This is a genomic window from Bacillus sp. Hm123 (assembly GCF_051842975.2).
Lineage (GTDB): Bacteria > Bacillota > Bacilli > Bacillales > Domibacillaceae > Bacillus_CE.
In genome coordinates this window covers 1,291,493-1,312,671 of record NZ_CM200277.1, presented here as the reverse complement: position 1 = coordinate 1,312,671, position 21,179 = coordinate 1,291,493, and the positions used below count along the sequence as shown (strand labels likewise).

Annotated in this window: 24 protein-coding genes; 2 read left to right on the top strand and 22 right to left on the bottom strand. The window is 41.4% G+C overall.

The window, feature by feature from the left end; translation table 11 throughout:
- Positions 1-51: 51 nt before the first annotated feature.
- From trmD to ACSVDJ_RS06825, 6 genes are all read right to left on the bottom strand, one after another.
- Positions 52-795 (bottom strand): tRNA (guanosine(37)-N1)-methyltransferase TrmD, encoded by a 744-nt coding sequence (trmD, locus tag ACSVDJ_RS06850; protein ID WP_439169318.1) that lies wholly within the window; start codon positions 793-795, stop codon positions 52-54.
- Complete coding sequence (gene rimM, locus ACSVDJ_RS06845) at positions 795-1,313, bottom strand: ribosome maturation factor RimM (protein ID WP_439169253.1); 519 nt, start codon at positions 1,311-1,313, stop codon at positions 795-797. Before rimM ends, trmD begins: the two co-directional genes overlap by 1 nt.
- Positions 1,314-1,327: 14 nt before the next feature.
- Positions 1,328-1,714 (bottom strand): YlqD family protein, encoded by a 387-nt coding sequence (locus tag ACSVDJ_RS06840; RefSeq protein WP_439169254.1) that lies wholly within the window; start codon positions 1,712-1,714, stop codon positions 1,328-1,330.
- Between the two features lie 102 nt (positions 1,715-1,816).
- Positions 1,817-2,089 (bottom strand): 30S ribosomal protein S16, encoded by a 273-nt coding sequence (rpsP, locus tag ACSVDJ_RS06835; protein ID WP_094835661.1) that lies wholly within the window; start codon positions 2,087-2,089, stop codon positions 1,817-1,819.
- Between the two features lie 78 nt (positions 2,090-2,167).
- Positions 2,168-3,517 (bottom strand): signal recognition particle protein, encoded by a 1,350-nt coding sequence (ffh, locus tag ACSVDJ_RS06830; RefSeq protein ID WP_439169255.1) that lies wholly within the window; start codon positions 3,515-3,517, stop codon positions 2,168-2,170.
- Between the two features lie 12 nt (positions 3,518-3,529).
- Positions 3,530-3,844 (bottom strand): putative DNA-binding protein, encoded by a 315-nt coding sequence (locus ACSVDJ_RS06825; protein ID WP_439169256.1) that lies wholly within the window; start codon positions 3,842-3,844, stop codon positions 3,530-3,532.
- Between the two features lie 65 nt (positions 3,845-3,909).
- Here ACSVDJ_RS06825 and ACSVDJ_RS06820 point away from each other — a divergent pair, with 65 nt between their 5' ends.
- On the top strand, positions 3,910-4,134 hold the full coding sequence (locus tag ACSVDJ_RS06820) for a hypothetical protein (protein ID WP_439169258.1): 225 nt from the start codon (positions 3,910-3,912) through the stop codon (positions 4,132-4,134).
- A gap of 95 nt (positions 4,135-4,229) precedes the next feature.
- On the opposite strand, the gene ftsY is transcribed toward ACSVDJ_RS06820, so the two are convergent.
- The 13 genes from ftsY to ACSVDJ_RS06755 form a co-directional block, all read right to left on the bottom strand.
- On the bottom strand, positions 4,230-5,222 hold the full coding sequence (ftsY, locus tag ACSVDJ_RS06815) for a signal recognition particle-docking protein FtsY (protein WP_439169259.1): 993 nt from the start codon (positions 5,220-5,222) through the stop codon (positions 4,230-4,232).
- Entirely contained in the window at positions 5,219-8,794 is a 3,576-nt protein-coding gene (smc, locus tag ACSVDJ_RS06810) for a chromosome segregation protein SMC (RefSeq protein WP_439169260.1), read from the bottom strand. Before smc ends, ftsY begins: the two co-directional genes overlap by 4 nt.
- Before the next feature lie 16 nt (positions 8,795-8,810).
- A complete protein-coding gene (gene rnc, locus ACSVDJ_RS06805; RefSeq protein ID WP_439169261.1) occupies positions 8,811-9,548 on the bottom strand; it encodes a ribonuclease III in 738 nt (245 codons plus the stop codon).
- 117 nt (positions 9,549-9,665) lie between these two features.
- The gene (acpP, locus tag ACSVDJ_RS06800; protein WP_094835667.1) at positions 9,666-9,899 is read right to left on the bottom strand and encodes an acyl carrier protein; all 234 of its coding nucleotides are present in this window, start codon (positions 9,897-9,899) and stop codon (positions 9,666-9,668) included.
- A gap of 63 nt (positions 9,900-9,962) precedes the next feature.
- Complete coding sequence (gene fabG, locus ACSVDJ_RS06795) at positions 9,963-10,706, bottom strand: 3-oxoacyl-[acyl-carrier-protein] reductase (RefSeq protein ID WP_439169262.1); 744 nt, start codon at positions 10,704-10,706, stop codon at positions 9,963-9,965.
- Positions 10,703-11,650, bottom strand: coding sequence for an ACP S-malonyltransferase (gene fabD / locus ACSVDJ_RS06790; protein WP_439169263.1), 948 nt, complete (start codon positions 11,648-11,650; stop codon positions 10,703-10,705). The genes fabG and fabD overlap by 4 nt, the downstream gene beginning before the upstream one ends.
- Positions 11,651-11,662: 12 nt before the next feature.
- The gene (plsX, locus tag ACSVDJ_RS06785; protein ID WP_439169264.1) at positions 11,663-12,664 is read right to left on the bottom strand and encodes a phosphate acyltransferase PlsX; all 1,002 of its coding nucleotides are present in this window, start codon (positions 12,662-12,664) and stop codon (positions 11,663-11,665) included.
- Between the two features lie 17 nt (positions 12,665-12,681).
- On the bottom strand, positions 12,682-13,245 hold the full coding sequence (fapR, locus tag ACSVDJ_RS06780) for a transcription factor FapR (RefSeq protein ID WP_439169265.1): 564 nt from the start codon (positions 13,243-13,245) through the stop codon (positions 12,682-12,684).
- 89 nt (positions 13,246-13,334) lie between these two features.
- On the bottom strand, positions 13,335-15,410 hold the full coding sequence (gene recG, locus ACSVDJ_RS06775; protein WP_439169267.1) for an ATP-dependent DNA helicase RecG: 2,076 nt from the start codon (positions 15,408-15,410) through the stop codon (positions 13,335-13,337).
- On the bottom strand, positions 15,379-16,269 hold the full coding sequence (gene sdaAA / locus ACSVDJ_RS06770) for an L-serine ammonia-lyase, iron-sulfur-dependent, subunit alpha (RefSeq protein ID WP_439169268.1): 891 nt from the start codon (positions 16,267-16,269) through the stop codon (positions 15,379-15,381). The genes recG and sdaAA overlap by 32 nt, the downstream gene beginning before the upstream one ends.
- Positions 16,270-16,335: 66 nt before the next feature.
- On the bottom strand, positions 16,336-16,998 hold the full coding sequence (gene sdaAB / locus ACSVDJ_RS06765; protein WP_439169269.1) for an L-serine ammonia-lyase, iron-sulfur-dependent subunit beta: 663 nt from the start codon (positions 16,996-16,998) through the stop codon (positions 16,336-16,338).
- Between the two features lie 111 nt (positions 16,999-17,109).
- Positions 17,110-18,786, bottom strand: coding sequence for a fatty acid kinase ATP-binding subunit FakA (gene fakA / locus ACSVDJ_RS06760; RefSeq protein WP_439169271.1), 1,677 nt, complete (start codon positions 18,784-18,786; stop codon positions 17,110-17,112).
- Between the two features lie 18 nt (positions 18,787-18,804).
- Positions 18,805-19,167, bottom strand: a complete 363-nt coding sequence (locus tag ACSVDJ_RS06755; protein WP_094835676.1) for an Asp23/Gls24 family envelope stress response protein — start codon at positions 19,165-19,167, stop codon at positions 18,805-18,807.
- Between the two features lie 252 nt (positions 19,168-19,419).
- On the opposite strand from ACSVDJ_RS06755, the gene rpmB reads away from it, so the two are divergent.
- Positions 19,420-19,608, top strand: a complete 189-nt coding sequence (gene rpmB, locus ACSVDJ_RS06750; protein WP_094833853.1) for a 50S ribosomal protein L28 — start codon at positions 19,420-19,422, stop codon at positions 19,606-19,608.
- An 84-nt stretch (positions 19,609-19,692) separates the two neighbouring features.
- Here the strand turns inward: rpmB and spoVM are convergent, their stop codons facing one another.
- The 3 genes from spoVM to rpe form a co-directional block, all read right to left on the bottom strand.
- The gene (gene spoVM, locus ACSVDJ_RS06745; RefSeq protein WP_094833887.1) at positions 19,693-19,770 is read right to left on the bottom strand and encodes a stage V sporulation protein SpoVM; all 78 of its coding nucleotides are present in this window, start codon (positions 19,768-19,770) and stop codon (positions 19,693-19,695) included.
- 26 nt (positions 19,771-19,796) lie between these two features.
- Positions 19,797-20,453: a thiamine diphosphokinase gene (locus ACSVDJ_RS06740; RefSeq protein WP_439169273.1), complete on the bottom strand. Its 657-nt coding sequence runs from the start codon at positions 20,451-20,453 to the stop codon at positions 19,797-19,799.
- Between the two features lie 71 nt (positions 20,454-20,524).
- Positions 20,525-21,178, bottom strand: coding sequence for a ribulose-phosphate 3-epimerase (rpe, locus tag ACSVDJ_RS06735; RefSeq protein WP_439169274.1), 654 nt, complete (start codon positions 21,176-21,178; stop codon positions 20,525-20,527).
- Between the last annotated feature and the right edge of the window lies 1 nt (position 21,179).

Below are 21,179 nucleotides of genomic sequence, written 5' to 3'. Positions count from 1 at the left end.
TAGCATCCGCTACAAACCACTTGTAAATTCTATCAAAATCAAACGAATAAATCAAGATTTTTTTTGCTGATTCCATTCTTTTATCCAAGTTAATTGCTGGTCTGTTAACGAGTAGTTTTCCAATAGGTCTGGTCGCCGCTCCCATGTACGTCTTAACGATTGCTGGTCGCGCCATTCCTCAATGAGTCGATGATTGCCTGACAGGAGAACATCCGGAACCTTAAGTCCTCGAAAATCGGCTGGTCTTGTATACTGAGGGTGCTCAAGCAAGCCGGATGAAAAAGAGTCTAATACAGGCGAGTCTTCATTACCTAACACATCAGGTAGCAAGCGAACGACGCTATCCACAACGACCATCGCACCGAGCTCTCCCCCCGTTAAAACGTAATCACCGATCGAAATTTCATCGGTAACAAGTTGCTCTCTAATTCTCTCATCATAGCCTTCATAGTGACCGCAAATAAAAATTAAATGCTCTTCTTTAGCGAGCTCCTCCGCTTTTTGCTGCGTGTATCGCTCTCCTTGCGGACACATTAATATAATTCGAGGTTGAGAGGAGGATGCTTGCTCTTTCAAATGAGCAACCGCATCAAAGACCGGCTGCGGCTTCAACACCATCCCTGCTCCTCCACCGTACGGATAATCATCAACTGTATGATGCTTCCCTTCAGCGAACTCACGGAAATTCACGACGTTGTATTGAACCTTTCCCTTCTCAGATGCTTTTTTTAACATCGAAGAATGAAAAACACCTTCAAACATTTCCGGAAAAAGTGATAAGACATCAATATTCATCATGATAAAAGCCCTTCCATTGGCTCAATAATGATCACTTTCTCCTTTATATCTACCTTTTTGACAATTTGTTCGATATAAGGGATATATTGATCTTTTCCTTTTTCCCTTTTAACGACCCACACATCATTGGCACCCGGTGTTAAAATCTCCTTCACTTTACCGACTTCTTCACCATCGATCGTTTCCACAGTACAACCGACGATTTCATGAAAGTAATATTCTCCCTCTGGTAACTCACCGAGCTGACTTTCTTTAATTTTTAATAGAGCACCTTTTAACGGCTCTACTTGATTAATGTTGTGAAACCCTTCTAACGTCAGCAAGTCAAAATTTTTATGCTTACGGTGAGAAGTAATAATGACAGGCTTCCCTTCTGTTTCCTCTGACATAAACAAGTAAAGAACATTGCCTACCTTATATCTTTCATCTGGAAAATCTGTTCGTGAAATCACTCTTATTTCTCCTTGGACTCCATGAGTGTTCACTATCTTTCCAACATTAAACCATTTTTCCACCTTGTGTTTCACCTCTATCGAATATCAATGATTATGCCATCTTTAATTACGATTGTTTTCTCCTTTTCGATGTCGCTCCAGCGATCGCCTACTTGGATCTCCGTCATCGTTTGCAGTTCTCGTTCCTTTAGTTCACTTCCAAGCGGTAATAGACTTAGCTGGTTTATCTGAAATTCGATATTTTGTATCTTCTCTAAACGCTTTTGCATTTCCTTTTCATACAACTCAGCACTTTCTTTTCTGATATGTTTATACTTCTTCTCCGCCTTCTTTTGCTCGAAGCGAAGCTGTTCATATTCTCTTTGGAGCTGATTCTTTTGCTCTTCATATGAAAGGAGCAGCTGGCGCTTCATCTTTTCAGTTAATACCTGTTTTACGACTACCGTTTGTAAAATGTACATGATTAGAGCCTCCCATTCATTTTAGGGAAGAATTTATAATTATATACACAAAAAGGGAGGTTTTCTCCTCCCTAATTGATGTTTACTGCCTACAGTTTGAAATTATTTGCCTAATTTAGCGTTATGGAATTTTTCCATGATGCCTTCGTTAGAGAAAAGGTTACGAACCGTATCAGATGGTTTCGCACCGTCTTGAAGCCATTTAAGAGCAAGCTCTTCGTTGATTTTTACTTCAGCTGGTTGAACAACTGGGTTGTATGTTCCAATTGTTTCGATTTGACGTCCATCACGAGGAGAACGAGAATCTGCTACTACGATACGATAGAATGGGGATTTTTTTGCACCCATGCGTTTTAAACGAATTTTTACTGCCATTTTTAAAGCACCTCCGAATAGTTTTACACAAGATAGTATAATAGCAAATAACACTATTGTTTGTAAAGGGTTTTTTCTTTACATGAATGGAAATTTGAATGGCATGCCTTTTTTCTTGCCTTTTTGTTGCATACCAGACATTTGTTTCATCATTTTTTTCATTTCTTCAAATTGCTTTAAGAGGCGATTGACTTCCTGAATGGATGTACCGCTCCCTTTAGCAATTCGTTTTTTGCGACCTGCGCTGATGATTTCTGGATGTTGCTTTTCTTCTTTCGTCATCGAGCGGATAATCGCTTCAATATGACCAATTTGTTTCTCATCGACTTGAATATTATTCAAGCCTTTAATTTTGTTCGCTCCTGGAAGCATTTTAAGAACTTCATCTAAAGGTCCCATCGAACGAACTTGACCTAATTGATCAAGGAAGTCATCAAATGTGAACGACATCGTTCTCATTTTCTGTTCTAACTCTTTCGCTTTCTCTTCATCGACATTGGTTTGTGCTTTTTCAATTAAGGTGAGCACATCCCCCATGCCTAGAATTCGAGAAGCCATTCGTTCCGGGTGAAACGGTTCTAACGCATCTAGCTTTTCACCCATTCCGGCAAACTTGATCGGCTTATCAGTGACGGCACGAATGGATAAAGCAGCCCCTCCACGCGTATCACCGTCAAGCTTCGTTAAAACGACACCTGTTACTCCCAGTTGATCGTTAAAACTTTGAGCTACATTGACAGCATCTTGACCCGTCATTGCATCAACGACAAGGAAGATTTCATCAGGATTCGTTAGCTCTTTAATTTGCTTTAGTTCATCCATTAAGTTTTCATCAACATGAAGACGTCCGGCTGTATCAATCAAGACATAGTCATGGTGATCAGCTTTCGCTTTTTCAATTGCTTGTTTGGCAATTTCTACAGGATTCACTTGATCGCCTAATGAGAACACGGGCATATTTAATTGCTTTCCGAGAGTTTCCAACTGCTTAATAGCAGCTGGTCGATAAATATCGGCAGCAACTAATAGCGGTTTGCGATTATAGCGTTTACGAAGCAAATTCGCCAGCTTTCCCGTCGTCGTTGTTTTACCAGCACCTTGCAAACCAACCATCATAATGACTGTTGGAGGGCGCTTAGCTACCGCAATTTGACTTTGCTCTCCCCCCATCAACTCTGTCAATTCTTCCTTAACTACTTTAATGACCTGCTGGCCGGGAGTTAAGCTTTTCATGACTTCTTGACCGACGGAGCGCTCACTGACTTTTTTCACAAAATCCTTGACAACTTTGAAGTTAACATCCGCTTCTAAAAGGGCAAGACGCACTTCACGCATCATTTCCTTTACATCCGCTTCTGTTACCTTTCCTTTGCCTCGGATTTTTTGCATCGTATTTTGCAGTCGGTCGGCTAATCCTTCAAATGCCATCTGTGCCGCCTCCTAATCTAACTTCTCGAGCGCTTCAACGATCGACCATTGTTCGTCAGAAGCGATTTCTTTCAACTTCTGCAACAGCTTCGTGCGCTCTTGAAATTTTTTAAATAAAAACAATTTACTTTCATATTCCTCTAGCATCGCTTCCGTGCGTTTAATATTATCATAAACCGCTTGGCGGCTCACTCCATACTCTTCCGCAATTTCACCGAGAGAGAAATCATCCAAATAATAGAGGGACATATAGCTACGTTGCTTTTCAGTTAACAACGATTGATAAAAATCATACAAATAATTCATTCTCGTCGTCTTCTCAAGCACACAGAGCCCTCCTTTGTTAAGTCAAAAACCTTTACACTCAACTATTTTACCCACAAACAAAACCAATGTCAAGAAAAAACCTTTACAACATCGAAAAGCGGAAACGCCTTGTTCAGCCCCGACAAGCACAAGACGAGCCGGCTGAAAGGTTGCTCTTTAACCTTTTGGACGGATTGACTTGTGACCTAGAGGGGCTAGGCGCTGCAGCTAGACAACACCGAAAAGCGGAAGGTGCTGCCCAGCGACGTATGGACTGGAACGATCCGATCGAGATAAAGGAAACACGATGAACGTAGTGAATCGATGTTGACTTATCGCAAGGAGGAGGGCGGAAGTTCACTAGTCGCTAGCGCTTGGAGCTGATCCACCAAAAAGCGGAAAGCACTTATTCCTCTTCTTTCTCCATCTTCAAGCCTGAGAATAAGCCATAAACATATTTTTCAGCATCGAATGGCTGAAGGTCATCCATCTTCTCTCCTAAGCCAACGAACTTCACTGGAATGTCTAATTCTTTTCGAATCGCAAGAACAATTCCACCCTTTGCTGTTCCATCTAGCTTTGTTAATACGATACCAGATACGTCCGTTGCTTCTTTAAATGTTTTCGCTTGAACCATCGCATTTTGTCCTGTCGTTGCATCAAGCACGATCAATACCTCATGCGGAGCTCCTGGAATTTCACGTTCAATAACTCGCTTCACTTTTTCTAACTCATTCATTAAGTTGACTTTATTTTGCAAGCGTCCCGCGGTATCACAAAGTAAAATATCTACATTTCTCGATTTAGCCGCACGAACAGCATCATACATCACAGCGGCCGGGTCTGACCCCTCCCCTTGCTTAATGACGTCCACGCCTGTTCTTTCGCCCCACACTTCTAATTGATCAATCGCGCCGGCACGGAATGTATCTCCAGCAGCAAGAAGGACTTTTTTGCCTTCTGATTTATACTTATGAGCAAGCTTTCCGATCGTTGTCGTTTTCCCTACACCATTGACACCGACAAATAAAATAACGGTTAAATCATTCTCTTGAAGATTCATTTCATTTAGTGTATCTTCACCCGCTTGATAAATCTCTACTAGTTTCTCTGTAATAATATCTTGAACTTCCGCTGGGTCTTGCGTATTGCGACGCTTCACTTCAAATTTAAGCTGTTCTATTAGCTCCATCACGATGTCAAAGCCGACATCCGCCCCAATTAGAATCTCTTCTAATTCCTCAAAGAAGTCCTCATCAATTTTGCGATAGCGAGCCACTAAGTCATTCACTTTATTAGAAAAATTATCTCGCGTTTTCGTCAATCCTGTCTTAAATTTTTCGGTTGCTTGATCAGTTGTAGTTGTAAATTTCTCTTTTAATTTTTTAAAGAAACTCATTTCACGATTTCCTCCTGTATTTGTGGTGTGTCTTCCATTCGAACAGATACTAATCGAGAGACACCTGATTCCTCCATCGTCACTCCATATAGTACATCCGCTTCTTCCATCGTGCCCTTGCGGTGGGTAATGACGATGAATTGTGTTTCCTCACTAAACTGCTTTAAATACTTGCTAAAACGATGAACGTTTGCCTCATCCAATGCTGCTTCAACCTCATCAAGCACACAAAACGGAACGGGGCGCACTTTTAAAATCGAGAATAATAAAGCGATTGCTGTAAGCGCTCGTTCCCCACCAGATAACAAGCTTAAGTTTTGCAGTTTTTTACCTGGAGGCTGCGCAACAATATCCACGCCTGTATTCAATAAATCGTTCGGCTCTGTCAGCTTTAATTCAGCTCTGCCTCCACCAAATAGCGCCTGAAATACCGGTAAAAAGTGCGAGCTGATCGCTTGAAATGTCTCTTTAAATCTTTTTGTCATCTCTACGTCCATTTCTTCAATCACTTGAACGAGTGTATCTTTCGCTTCTTGCAAGTCTACCCGCTGCTCCTCAAGAAACGTATATCGCTCATACACACGTTCATATTCATCAATGGCGCCGATATTGACGTTGCCAAGCTCCTCAATTGCCAGCTTAATCAATTTCACTTTTTTGCGGACTTCCTCTATAGAAAACGGCAACGGATACGTTTCTTTAGCATAATCATAGGACATCGAATAATCTTTACGCAATTGCTCTAAGCGATTTTCCATTTCGACATCGAGACGATTGATTTTTACTTCTTCATCTTGAATCGCTTCGCTCATCGCTTTATGAAGTCTTCTAAGCTCTTTTAATTCTAGTTCTTCATCTTCTAGTTTTTGCTGTTTCTCTAAACGCTCTTCTCTACGCAAGGAAATTAACTTAACGGTTTGTTCTTTATCTCTTTGCTTGATATGTGCCGCTTGTTCAAGCTCTTCTTCCCCTTGATGACTAGAAGACATTTCGTTTTTCAGCCAATGGAGCTCTTCTTGCCATTGCTGATATTTCTTTGTCGCCTCGTCCAGTTCTCTTTGTACTTGCGCTAACCGAGTTTGACCTGTCTTTAACTGTTCTTTCTTGACAGCAAACATCGATTTCATGTCACTGATCGACTGCATTAAAGACTCTTTTAGTGAGCTTTCTTTTTGCTTCTTCTCTGTCAGGCTTGTAATTTCAACGTTTAATGCTTCTATTTCTTTTTGCTTTCTAGCTAATTTTCCTTCCACTGATTGACAGCGACTAGCTAGCTGTTCTTTTTCTTCTTGAAACTCTTTTTTCTCCCTATCGTATAGTGAGAGACGGTCATTAATCGTTTGGTAAGAAAATTGCCATTCAAGTAGCTCATTTTTCCATTGCTGTTCTGCCACTCGCAATTGTTCGCCTTTGGACCGCATTTCCTCTAATAGACTTTCATTTTTTACGATCGTTTCTTTCAATTTCTTTACTTCACGCTCGACCTTAGCTGTTTTGTCTTCCATAGAAGCGAGCTTCTTCTTTAAATCTTCTAATTCGTTTTTACGAGTTAATAACGAATTTGTTTTTTGTTGAATAGCTCCACCAGTCATTGAACCTCCAGGGTTGACAACATCCCCTTCTAGAGTAACGATCCGATAACGATAACCGAGCATTTTAGCGAGTTCATTTGCAGCTGCTAAGTCCTTTGAAATAATGACAAGCCCTAATACGCTTGTCATCGCTCGCTTGTATCGTTCATCATATTGGATTAAATCGGAAGCAATCCCGATAAAGCGAGGATCGGTTTGCAACTGAGCGAGAGTGGCTGCCGGGAAAGTTTTTTCTTTCATTGCCGTTAAAGGTAAGAAAGTCGCACGACCATAACGATTCTTTTTTAAATAAGTAATCGCTGTTCGAGCAGATGCTTCATCTTTCGTAATAATATGCTGCATACTATTACCGAGGGCGATTTCAATCGCTGTTTCATACTGTTTGGGCACGTCAATCACTTCAGCTATTGCCCCTTCAATCCCTGAAAGTGTATGGCTTCTAGCTTTTAATATTTCTTTAACTCCTTGAAAAAAGCCGGAATAATCCTCTTCTAACGATTCAAGCATTTCTTTCCTTGACTTGGCTTCTTGCAAAATTTTATAAGCTTGATATAAGTTCGATTCTTGTTTTGTATATTTCAACTTCAATGCTTCTAACGTTTGTTGCCCGCTACGAAATGCTTCTACATGTAAAGTAAGCTCTCTTTGAGCACTAGCTAACTTTTCTTCAATTTGTTGTTTGTTCGTTTCAATTTGTTGTCTTTCAGCTACTTGCTTTTCGTTTTCTGCATCGACTCTTGAGCGACGACGAGTCAGCTGTTCTATTTGTTGCGTTAAATTGTGCAGCTCATTTTTAGCCGAGGCCTGCTCATTTAGTCCTTCGATGTAGTCCGCTTTTAATGACTCGATCTCTGTTTCTAAATCTTTCGACAAGGTTTGCAGTTCTTGCTGTTTTTCGCTAAGCTGACAGCGTAATTGTTCCTCTTCTAGCTGATCTGCTTCAACCTGTTGTGTCAATTCTTCAGCTAGCTGTGAAAGCTCTGTTATCTTCGCTTTCGTTTCTTTCATATAATCAGCTAGCTGGCCTTCATTTTGAGCGGCGTTTTTCTTGCGTTCTTTGAGCACTTGCTTACGACCTTCTAGCTTTTCAAGTTCCTCGCTAGCCACTAACAAAACATTTTGCAAATCATTGACCGATTCATCGATCGCTGTAATTTGATCCCGCAACGCCGCTGTTTCAGCTTCTTTCTTTTGCAAATTAGCCGATAGCTGCATTTCTTGCTGTTGATGCAATGAAAAGCTTTCCTTCAGCTTTTGCCACTCTGCATGAAGTTGATCAATTTCATAAACGATGGAGGCGATATCATAGGATATGAGCTCCTCCTTCTTTTCGAGATAATCTTTCGCCATGGAAGCTTGAATCCGCAACGGCTCTACTTGGCTTTCAAGCTCGTATAAAATATCTTGGACACGATTTAAGTTCTCCTGCGTTTCAGTCAGCTTTTGCTCCGCTTTCCGCTTGCGCACTTTATACTTCAGCACTCCAGCTGCTTCTTCAAAAATCGCCCGTCGATCCTCTGGCTTACTGTTTAATATTTCTTCTACTTTTCCTTGCCCGATGATCGAAAAGGCTTCTTTCCCAAGGCCAGAGTCCATAAATAATTCGACAATATCTTTCAAGCGGCAAGATTGTTTATTAATGAAATATTCACTATCTCCTGATCGATACACTCGTCTTGTCACATTCACTTCATTATAATCAATGGGAAGAACTTGCTTTTCGTTATTTAAAGTGAGCGTCACTTCAGCGAAATTGAGCGCTTTGCGAGTATCACTCCCTGCGAAAATAACGTCCTCCATTTTTCCACCGCGCAAACTTTTAGCTGATTGTTCTCCTAACACCCAGCGAACTGCGTCTGTAATATTGCTTTTTCCAGATCCATTTGGGCCTACTACTGCGGTAACCCCATCAACAAAATCGACAGAGATTCGCTCGGCAAAAGACTTAAAGCCTAATATCTCTAATCTTTTCAGGAACATATGTCTTTCCTACTTTCTATTCTTTATGTTGCAACGCTGCTAAAGCCATTTGAGCAGCATATTGTTCCGCTTCCTTCTTCGATTTCCCTTGGCCACTTCCAAGCACTTCATCATTAAGCGCAACTTGAGCAACGAACTCCTTGCTATGTGCAGGTCCTTTTTCTTCAAGAATGCGATATTCAAGCTGACCTTTCGTTTGTCGCTGCACGAACTCCTGCAACTGACTTTTGTAATCCATCATATGAGAAAAAGCACCGGAATTAATTTTCGGGAAAACGACCGCTTCTAAAAATGAAATGACCTGCTCCATTCCTTGATCTAAATACAGCGCACCAATGAACGCTTCAAATACATCAGCTAAAAGAGCTGGTCTCATCCGACCACCTGTCATTTCCTCTCCCTTTCCAAGCAACACCACTTCGCCAAATTGTAACTCATTAGCAAATGTCACAAGAGAAGGTTCACAAACGATGGCTGCTCTTAATTTCGTTAAATCACCTTCTGTCAATAACGAGTATTTTTTAAATAAAAATTGGGAAACGGTTAATTCTAACACCGCATCTCCTAAAAACTCTAACCGCTCATTATCTTCGTATGGTTTTTTCCGATGCTCATTCACATAGGATGAATGGGTAAATGCTTGCTTTAATAAACTTTCGTCATGAAATTGAATACCTAGTTTTTGCTGCAACCGTTTAAAGGATTCGTCTTTTCTATGTGATGGTTTTCGATATTCTTTATTTGCTTTCCTCATGAGACTTCCCTCTCTATATAACAAATTTACACTCAAAGACAGTTTAGTCGAAAATGAAAAAAATCGCAAAAGAAGAAAGCTCCGTTTAGATAACGGAGCCTACATCTTTTAAACGACTTAGTTTTTGCTGTTTATGTAATTCACAGCGTCACCCACTGTCGCAATTTTCTCTGCATCATCATCAGAAATTTCCATATCGAACTCATCTTCTAATTCCATTACAAGTTCAACTACATCTAAAGAATCTGCACCAAGATCTTCCTTGAAAGAAGCCTCTAATTTCACTTGAGATTCTTCTACTCCAAGACGATCTACGATAATTTTCGTTACACGCTCTAATACGTCTGCCATGCTCGTTCACCTCCCCTCAAGTCATTATAGACGAATTCTCGTCAAGATTAAATAAAATTTCTCTTACATGACCATGCCGCCATCAATTTGTAATGTTTGGCCCGTCATATACTTTGAATCTTCCGATGCTAAAAAGACAACTGTTTTTGCAATATCTGCTGGTTCACCAAAGCGAGCAAGCGGGATTTGACTTAGCATCGCCTGCTTCGCCTCTTCTGGCAAAGCATTGGTCATATCTGTCGTAATAAAGCCTGGAGCGATTGCATTGACCGTAATCCCTCTTGTCGCTAGCTCTTTCGCTGTCGTTTTCGTTAAGCCAATGACTCCTGCTTTAGCCGCTACATAATTGGCTTGACCTGCATTTCCACTAACTCCTACGATCGAAGCGATGTTCACGATACGACCACTTCTTTGCTTCATCATCGGGCGAGTAACAGCCTTTGTACAAAGGAATACACCTTTAAGATTGATATCAATGACATCATCCCACTCCTGCTCTTTCATACGCATCAGCAAGTTATCTCTCGTAATGCCGGCATTATTGATGAGGATATCTATTTTCTCAAATGTTTCGATCGTTTCATTCACCATCTCTTGCACAGATTCAGCATTTGACACATTACACTGAACCGCTATCGCTTGACGACCGAGCGCTTTAATTTCCTCTACCACTTCATTCGCTTTCGCTTCACTACCGGAATAGTTCACAACTACATCCGCGCCTTGACGAGCAAGTTCAAGTGCAATTTCTCGACCAATGCCGCGAGAAGCACCTGTTACTAAAGCTGATTTTCCTACTAACTTCATTGAGAGGCCTCCTTTAATTGTGCTACTACTGTCTGAATCGACTCTTCATCTTGAACCGCAAACGTGCGCACTTGGCGATTAATTTTTTTAATCAGGCCAGAAAGTACTTTCCCTGGACCAATTTCGATAAATGTATCTACACCTTCTGCCATTAACGCTTCGACACTATCTTCCCACAACACAGGAGAATATAGCTGTTGCAGTAGCTTTTGCTTAATTTCATCTGCCTGTTGAACGACTTTCGCATCGACGTTCACCATCACGGGTACTTGGCTATCAGATAGCGCAATTTCATTCAATACTTCCTCAAGCTGTTTCGTTGCTGGCTTCATTAAAGAGGAATGGAATGGCCCGCTCACATTTAACGGCAGAACACGCTTCGCTCCTTTTTCTTTCGCTAGCCCAGAAGCTTGTTCCACTCCCGTTTTTGTTCCGGAGATGACAATTTGACCAGGACAATTTAAATTAGCAAGGCCAACCGCATGTCCATTAGCTGTTACTTCATCTACTACTTGCTGTAACAAGCCTCTCTCCATTCCTAATACAGCCGCCATCGTTCCTTCGCCCGCTGGTACTGCCTGTTCCATAAATTGACCGCGCTTATGAACGGCATACACAGCATCCTCAAACGATAAAGCACCAGCTGCTGTTAAAGCTGTATACTCTCCTAAACTATGGCCTGCGACATAATCAGCCACAATTCCTTCTTTAGCAAAACGCTGTAATACCGCCATACTAGTAGCTAATAAAGCAGGCTGGGCATTCATCGTCAACGTTAGCTGTTCTTGAGGGCCATGAAAGATAATGTCGCTTAAGGAGAAGCCTAGCCTCTCATCTGCCTTCACAAATAATTGTCGAATATCTTCATATTGATCCGCTAGTGATTGCCCCATACCGACCACTTGTGATCCTTGACCTGGAAATACAAATGCTATTTTCCCCATCTTGTTACCCCCTTATTTTTCATCATCTACTAAAAGATTCGCCGCCTCTTGAATCTTCGCTGGCACGTTTGCTTGTGCCATCGTATACGCTTGCTTTAACGCGTTATAAAACGCATTCTCATTCGATGAACCATGAGCTTTAATGACCGGCGCTTTTAAACCGAATAATCCAGCACCACCATACTCCGTGTAGTCCATTTTATTTTTCAATCCATATAGCTCAGATTTCAGTAAGCCTGCACCGATCTTTGCCTTCAATGAAGAGGTTAAAGAAGACTTTAACATTGAGAAGATCGAAATTGCTGTACCTTCTAACGTTTTAAGAACCATATTACCGGTAAAGCCATCTGTAACGACGACATCAGCTACGCCATTCAATAAATCTCTAGATTCTACATTGCCGATAAAATGAATATTCGTTTGCTGTTTTAGCAATCCGAATGCTTCCTTCGTTAATTCATTCCCTTTTTTCTCTTCGGTACCGATATTTAACAGACCTACTTTAGGCTTTTCAATACCTCTAACTTTCTCGGCATAGATTGAACCCATAAGCGCATATTGCACTAAATGTTCTGGTTTCGCATCCGAGTTGGCTCCAAGGTCTAGCATCACAAAGCCACGGCCATCAATCGTTGGTAAAGTCGGTGCTAAGGCAGGACGCTGAATACCGTCAATTCGCCCGACGATAAATAAACCAGCCGCCATCAATGCTCCCGTGTTCCCTGCTGATACGCAAGCAGCTGCCTCGCCATCCGCAACAGCTTGAGCCATCATCACCATAGATGCTTTCTTTTTGCGACGTACAGCGCGAACGGGTTCATCCGTTCCCGAAATGACTTCTTCGGAATGAATAATGGTTGCGCGACTCGTTGGAGTTAAGAGCGGCTTTATTTTCTCTTCATCACCAAAAATCAATACTTCGAGATCTTGGAGTTCTTCTAACGCTCGATTCGTACCTAAAATAATCTCCTTTGGCGCATGATCTCCGCCCATCGCATCTACCGCTATTTTCATTTTGTTTCATCCTTTACTCATATATTGGAACGATACATCATGAAATCTCCTTGAAACACTAATTCATGACCAACATAACTATGTACTTCAACGATCGTTCTTTCCTTTTCTACATTCACATCGATCACTTTCGCTTTTGCTACTACTCGTTCCCCTTCACGAACGGAACGTTTAAAATGAATATTCGCTTTTGCTGTCAATGCGAGTTCATCGTTAATGACCGCTACAGCGAGCGAATTAGCTTGTGCAAACAAGTGATGCCCTCGTGCAATCCCATTTCTCGTAAAGACATGCTCTTTCTGCACATCAAAAATGGAGATGGCGTTTTTATCTAACTCAATATCAATTACATCACCAATCACTTCTTCGATTGGCAATGAGCGAACTTCATCGGCTAATTGTTTTTCTGCTACATGTTTAATTCTTTCACGCAATTCTGGTATCGATAATTCCATTCGATCTAGACGAATCGTCTGCACACTCACGCCGAAGCGATCTGCTAGCTCTTCATCTGTGATAAATGGATTGTTAGTAATTGTTTCTTGTAATTGTGCTTGTCTCTCTTTTTTTGAACGTCTCATTATATTACACCATCCGATATTAGGACTAGGTACTAACAGTAGTATAAAAGCAAAAAAAACAGAATGCAAGGAAAATCTTGCATTCACAATTAATCTAGCTTTTCTCCTGACAGAACACCGGATTGATGAAGCGATTCCCGAAGCTTAACAAACTCTTCTTTCTGCCAAAATTCTTCCGATTCGATTAACGTTTTTGCATCTTCTCTAGCAACCTCTAACGTACGATAATCGTGCACCATATCAGCCACTTTAAATTCCGGCAAGCCGCTTTGTTTTTTCCCAAAGAAATCTCCTGGCCCGCGAAGCTCCAGATCTTTTTCACTTAATACAAACCCATCATTCGTTTCTGTCATAATCTTCATCCGCTCTTGACCCACTTCTGTTTTCGGGTTAGCGAGTAAAATACAATACGATTGCTCACTCCCCCGACCGACACGACCTCGGAGCTGATGTAGTTGCGACAATCCAAATCTCTCTGCATCATAAATGACCATCATCGTCGCATTAGGTACATTAACCCCCACCTCTACGACTGTTGTCGAAACGAGCACTTGAATCTGATTGTCTGAAAAAGCTTTCATCACCTGATCTTTTTCTTCAGCAGGCAGTCGCCCATGCATTAAACCGACTTGAAAACGGTCATGGCAATAATGAACGAGCTGTGAATGGACATCTAAAGCGTTTTGCAGGTCCATTTTCTCTGACTCTTCGATTAACGGACAAATCACATAAGCTTGTCGACCTTTTACTAATTCTTTTTCCATAAAGCCGAGCACACGCTCAAGCATTTCTTCTTTTGCCCAATACGTTTCAATCGCTTTTCGCCCCGCAGGCATTTCATCAATAATCGACACATCCATCTCGCCAAAAACAGTGATAGCTAGCGTTCTAGGAATCGGAGTAGCCGTCATAAACAACACATCCGGTCTCTCTCCTTTTTCTCTTAACACTCTCCGCTGATTCACACCGAAGCGATGTTGTTCATCGGTAATCACGAGCCCAAGACGATGAAAATGAACATCGTCTTGAATTAACGCATGCGTACCAACAACAATATCAATTTCTCCTGCTTCAAGTCGAGCTAATAGCTCTTTTCTACGTTTCCCTTTCACCGAGCTCGTTAAAAGAGCGAGCGAAAGACCCATCGGCTCGAACATTTCACTTAAAGAGCTGGCATGCTGTTCCGCCAATATTTCCGTCGGCACCATTAGCGCCCCTTGATATCCCGCCGTTACACTTGCATATAAAGCAACAGCCGCCACTGCTGTCTTGCCACTACCTACATCCCCTTGAAGAAGGCGATTCATTCGATAAGGAGATTTTAAATCGGCGCAAATATCATTGATCACCCGTTTTTGAGCGTTCGTCATTGTAAAAGGCAACGAATCAATAAATTGCTTTAACTGATGAACGTCATAATTTTGCTTCATGCCATTCGAATGTTCCCTTTCAAACTTGCGAAGAGCTTGCATTTTCAATTGAAAGGCTAAAAACTCCTCATACACAAACCTCCGTCTAGCTTGCTTCATCTCTTCTCCATTTGCCGGAAGATGGAGCGCACGTAAAGCATCGCGGACAGGTAATAGTTTATATTGCTGTAAAAAACGAGCCGGCAACGTTTCTTCAATTAAATCTCCATATTGCGACAACGCCAGTCCAATATATTTACGAAATAATTTAGGAGACACGACTCCTTTCAGTGAATACACCGCTTCAAAATCGCCCTGCCTTTGATGAGGGCCAAGATCTAATTGCTGAGCGGTGATCGTTTGCCGGTTTTTATCCCACTTCCCTGTAATGGTTACCGTCTCATTAATGTTTATTTTATTTTTTAAATACGGCTGATTAAAAAAAACGGCACTAACTAAATAACGACCTACAAGCAATTTAAATGTTAAACGTGATTTTTTCTTCGAATAAAACATTAGTGACGGGACGCTATGAACTTTTCCTTCTACTGTCACACGTTCATCATGAGCGACTTCCGCTAAATCCTTTAAACGATAATCTTCATAGCGGTAAGGAAAGTAAGACAATAAATCGTGAATCGTGTCTATACCAAGCTCTTTTAAAGAGGCGGCCGTTTCCTTCCCGACCCCTTTTAAATTATTCGTTTGTTGTAACAAGGGGGAATCATTGACTTGTACTTTCGGTTGTTGATCCATAAATTTGTTCCTCCAACTTGCGCCCGGTCGGTGTTGCAGCTAATCCTCCACCTGCTGTTTCTCTTAAAGCAGTAGGCATCGTTTGCCCAATTTTGTACATAGCATCAATGACTTCATCGCACGGAATTCGACTCGTCACACCAGCAAGAGCCATATCAGCGGCAACAAGAGCATTAGCCGCTCCCATGGCATTCCTTTTCACACAAGGAACTTCCACTAATCCAGCCACAGGATCACAAACAAGCCCGAGCATATTTTTCAACGTAATCGCCATCGCCTCCGCACTTTGCGCAGGCGTCCCACCAGCCATTTCTACAATAGCGGCTGCCGCCATTCCCGATGCAGACCCTACCTCTGCTTGACAGCCACCCGCCGCTCCAGAAATGGAAGCATTATTGGCAACAATAAATCCAAAGGCACCAGCCGTGAACAAAAAGCGAACCTTCTCTTCCTTCGAAGGATTTAACTTGTCTTGAATCGCAAATAACGTCCCCGGTACAACACCTGCACTGCCGGCTGTCGGAGTCGCACATATCGTTCCCATTGCGGCGTTCACTTCATTTGTCGCAACCGCTTTACTGACAGCGTCTAATAATAGTGGGCCTGATAATGTCTGACCTTTAGCAATATAGTCTTGCAGTAAAACAGCATCTCCACCCGTTAATCCAGAAAGGGACTTGACACCACTTAGTCCTCTATTTACTGCTTGCTCCATCACATCTAAATTTCTCTCCATCAAAGACACGACTTCATCAAATGCTTTACCGGTAATGGTCATTTCTTGTTCGATCATAATATCTGAAATCTTTTTCTGTTGCTCATTGGCCATATTGACGAGTTCTGCTGCTGATTTAAACATTTTGTTCCCTCCTGTTCTTCTGGTGATCATTTAAATAAACCCTGTCGATTTTCCTACTTCATTCAACTAATCAGCAATTCGTGCGACTTGAATGACATTAGGCAAATGCTCGATTGCTTGAATCACATCATCATCGATAGTCTGATCCACTTCGATAATCATCAATGCCATTTCACCCTTCGCTTTACGAGAAACCTCCATATGACCAATGTTAATTTCATGTTTAGCTAATTCATTGGAAACCGTCGCAATCGCGCCAAAACGGTCATTATGAACAACTAAGATCGCCGGGTGCTGACCAGAAAGCTTTAACTCAAATCCGTTTAGTTCCGTCACTTCAATTTTGCCACCACCGATGGAAATGCCGACAAGCTCCATTTCACCTGCTTCATCGCCAATGCGCACTTTTGCTGTATTTGGATGAGTGGGAACAGCCACTTCTTCAATAAATTGAATGCTTATTCCTCTACTCTCCGCAATCTTTATCGCATCGATAATTCGTTCGTCAAATGTATCAAAATCAAGCAGCCCACCAATAATTGCAACATCCGTCGCATGACCTTTATACGTTTGTGCGAAGGAGCCATAAAAAGAAACAACCGCCCACTTCGGTTCTCTCCCAAATAAAGTTCTAGCTAAACGACCGATTTTCGCTGCACCAGCTGTATGTGAGCTGGAAGGCCCAATCATAATTGGCCCAATAATATCAAACACGCTTTTATATTTCATGATGCCGCCCCCTCTGGTCATTAGATTACTTTACATACGTTAATAACTATATTTTAGTATACGTAAGAAAAAAATGCACAAATAAAAAAGAAGAGGAATTCCCCTTCTTTTTTATTCAACTGAGAAAATGAAAGAATACAGTGGTTGTTTTCCGTTATGAACTTCTACTTCCACCTCTTCAAAATTCTCCTCTATAAACAAAGATACTTCTTCTACTTCATTCGAATCAATATCTTCTCCATAAATAATCGTTACAATTTCAGATTCTTCATCAATTAAATGCTGAAGTAATTCTTTCGCCGCTTCGACTTTATTTGGATTCGTTAACACAATTTTCCCATCAGCTAACCCCATAAAGTCATCTTTGGCAATTTCAACTCCATCAATATTCGTATCACGAACAGCAAAAGTGATTTGCCCCGTCTTCACATGAGAGAGAACTTCCGTCATTGCCGCTTTATTTTCTTCCAACGTTGCTTCAGGATTGAAAGCAAGCAATGCCGCCATTCCTTGAGGAACTGTTTTAGATGGAACAACCATTGCATCAACACCAACGACTTCAGCCGCTTGTTCAGCTGCCATTACAATATTTTTATTGTTAGGTAAAATAATCACTTTTTTAGCATTTGCTTCTTCGATCGCTTTAACGATATCTTCCGTGCTAGGATTCATCGTTTGTCCGCCTTCAATCACCGTTGAAGCACCGATGCTTTGCAGCAATTGTGAAATACCCTCACCCATAGCTACTGTCACAACTGCATATTCTTGCTGCACTTCCGACTTCTTAACCTCTGGCTGTTTCGGTGTGTCCCCACCGACAATATTGCTATGTTGCTCTCGCATGTTTTCGATTTTCATGCTAATTAAGCTACCGTATTGTTGCCCGTAAGACAGTACTTCTCCAGGTTGTTCTGAATGGATATGAACCTTGGCAATTTCATCATCTGAAATGACAAGAAGTGAGTCACCATACACGCTTAAATCTGCTCTGAACTTCTCTTCCGAAAATGGATGCTTAGCTACTTTTTCGTCTTCAAAGCGGACCATAAACTCCGTACAATAGCCAAACTCAATATCCACTGTATTCATAAATCCTTGAACACTTTGATGATGCTGAGCATTCACTAACTCTTCCATATTAGGAGCAAGACCTGGACTATCAGGTAAGGTTTCTCCTGTTAAAGCGGCAAGAAACCCTTCATAAACAAGTAAAAGTCCCTGACCTCCACTGTCGACAACACCTACTTCTTTCAATACAGGGAGAAATTCAGGGGTACGTTCTAATGAAGCTCTACCTTCTTCCACTAAAGCTTCCATCACTACAATAATATCTTTTTGTTTCTTCGCTACCGCTACCGCTTTTTTGGCAGCATCTTTCGCAACGGTTAAAATCGTTCCTTCTACCGGCTTCATCACCGCTTTATACGCGGTTTGGACACCCGCTTCAAACGCAGCAGCCAATTGCTTACTATCAACGACAGATAGTTGTTCAATTGCTTTGGAGAACCCTCGGAACAATTGCGACAAAATCACACCTGAGTTACCGCGAGCTCCCATTAGTAAACCTTTAGATAATGCAGCAGCTGTTTGTCCAAAATGCTCACTTGACTGTTGTTGAACTTCCTTTGCTCCAGAAGTCATTGATAAATTCATATTTGTCCCTGTATCACCATCAGGAACAGGGAAAACGTTGAGCGCATCTACCATATCAGCATTCACTGACAGATGATTAGCTCCCATTTTTACCATGTCGGCAAATTTTTTCCCATCTAACGAAGTAATTGACACAAATCTTTCCTCCTCACACTACGAGTTCGTCACTCGAACTCCTTGAACAAAAATATTAACTGAGTCAACAGCTAGTCCAACTGTTTGATCGAGCGTATACTTCACTTTTGATTGAACATTGTTCGCCACTTCAGAAATTTTCGTTCCATAGCTAACAATAATATACATATCGATGTTTACTTGATCTTCTTCTTGACGTACGATGACACCACGAGTGAAATTTTCTCGGCGCAATATGTCCGTAATTCCATCTTTAATTTGATTTTTAGATGCCATTCCAACGATGCCATAACAATCTACCGCAGCTCCGCCAGCAATCATAGCAATCACATCATTTGAGATATCAATTTGCCCATACTTTGTTTTAAGCTCAATAGCCAATGTGAACCCCCCTTATAAATGTCGATAAGCTAATTCTATTTTACTATACTTGCTGCTTTTTTAAAAGCAATGCTATCACCATTCTCTATCATTCCAAAGGATAGGATATGATGTCAAGGTTTTTTTCTTGAAAGACTTGCGAAGAACTATTGCATTCAAAAAAGTTGTGTGGTAAATTATTAAAGTATCTTTTAGAATATAACGAAGTGTTGAAACAAATTTTTTCAGCTTCAATGGTGAGGAGTGAATAATATGCCAAAAAAATGTGTTGTTTCTGGTCGTAAAGCTCGTTCCGGCAACGCTCGTTCCCACGCTATGAACGCTAATAAGCGTACTTGGGGTGCTAACCTTCAAAAAGTTCGCATTCTAGTAGATGGAAAACCTAAACGTGTTTGGGTTTCTGCAAGAGCATTAAAATCCGGAAAAGTTGAGCGTGTATAATACTTTTCAATGAAAAAAACCAGCTGCATGCAGCTGGTTTTTTTCTATTCTACCCCATTCATCTATTCTTAGCGTTGGACGACTTCACTTTTTGAATGTTCCAAGCATCGCACGAACGATCCCACCTAAAAACTTAGGTAATTTAATGGTATAAAATTTCATGAGTGCCACCCCTCCAATATAGAACTTCAACCATCAGAGCTTCTTATCACCATAAGTATGCCAGAAGCAAAAGAAAAAGTACCACTTTCTTGGTCTAGCTCATTGCTAACGTACAAGGTTGAACCTGGCTGAACGGTATGGTTGCTTAGCGGATACTTAAATCCCTGTAATGTAAAATTAGTCACCTCATGCGTAATCGCAAAAAAAGAAAAGTATGGCTTTCCGATATCTCCAAACACAGTATATGTACCTGGTCCATAAAGAGATACACAATTTTGTTTATCTACTAGCTCTATTTTTGTTGTCGCTGTTAGGATCTCTTTATTCATAAGCAAGCTAATCGTACCGAAGAAATGATCGAGTCTTCCACCTGTCGCACCAAAAATTATGATCGACTCCGGCTGCTGCTTCAACGCCCATACAATAGCTAGCTCTAAGTCTGTTTCATCCTTTTCAGCAGGAAAGCGTTGAATACACGCTTGTTCCATACTGGATTCAATCGTTTGCCACTCCGCTTCGGTAATGGAATCAAAATCACCAATCGCCACTTTCGGCGTAATGCCTCTTTCTAATAAATAGATCGTCCCGCGATCCACTCCTACAAAGACGGTATCTTCTGTATAATAGCTTTGTAAATCCGCCAGTTCTCTTTCTGGCCCACCGGCAACTACAGCAATTCTCATATGAAAGCCTCCTCCGTACGAAAAAAGGAACCGAATGAAACGGCTCCTCTCTTTTTAAACAGTTGCTCACATCAGTCAGCAGCTGCTCTAATCTCCTCAATTGCTTGTTTGCGATCTTCCTTATTATAAACAGCAGAACCAGCCACTAAAATGCTCGCTCCTGCTTCTGTGCAAAGCTTCGCTGTTTCGACGTTGACGCCGCCATCAATTTCAATTTCAACGTCCAATCCTTTCTCGTCAATCATTTGTTTCACTTGACGGATTTTCGGAACGACGGAGTGAATGAACGATTGTCCCCCAAATCCAGGATTCACCGTCATAAGTAGCACCATATCGATGTCTTCTAAAATATGTTCAATCATATGAGCAGGCGTTGCTGGATTAAGCACGACTCCTGCTTTGACCCCATGAGAACAAATCAATTGAATCGTGCGATGAAGATGAGGGCATGCCTCCACATGAACAGTAATATAATCAGCCCCTGCTTTAGCAAACGCTTCAATATATTGATCTGGGTTCTCGATCATTAAGTGAACATCAAGTGGTAGCTTCGTAGTCGGGCGAATAGCATCAACAATAAGCGGTCCGATCGTAATATTCGGAACGAAATGACCATCCATCACATCGACGTGAATAATGTCAGCTCCTCCCATTTCTACATCTTTTATTTCCTCTCCCAACCGGGAAAAGTCAGCGGATAAAATCGACGGTGCTATTTTGACCATA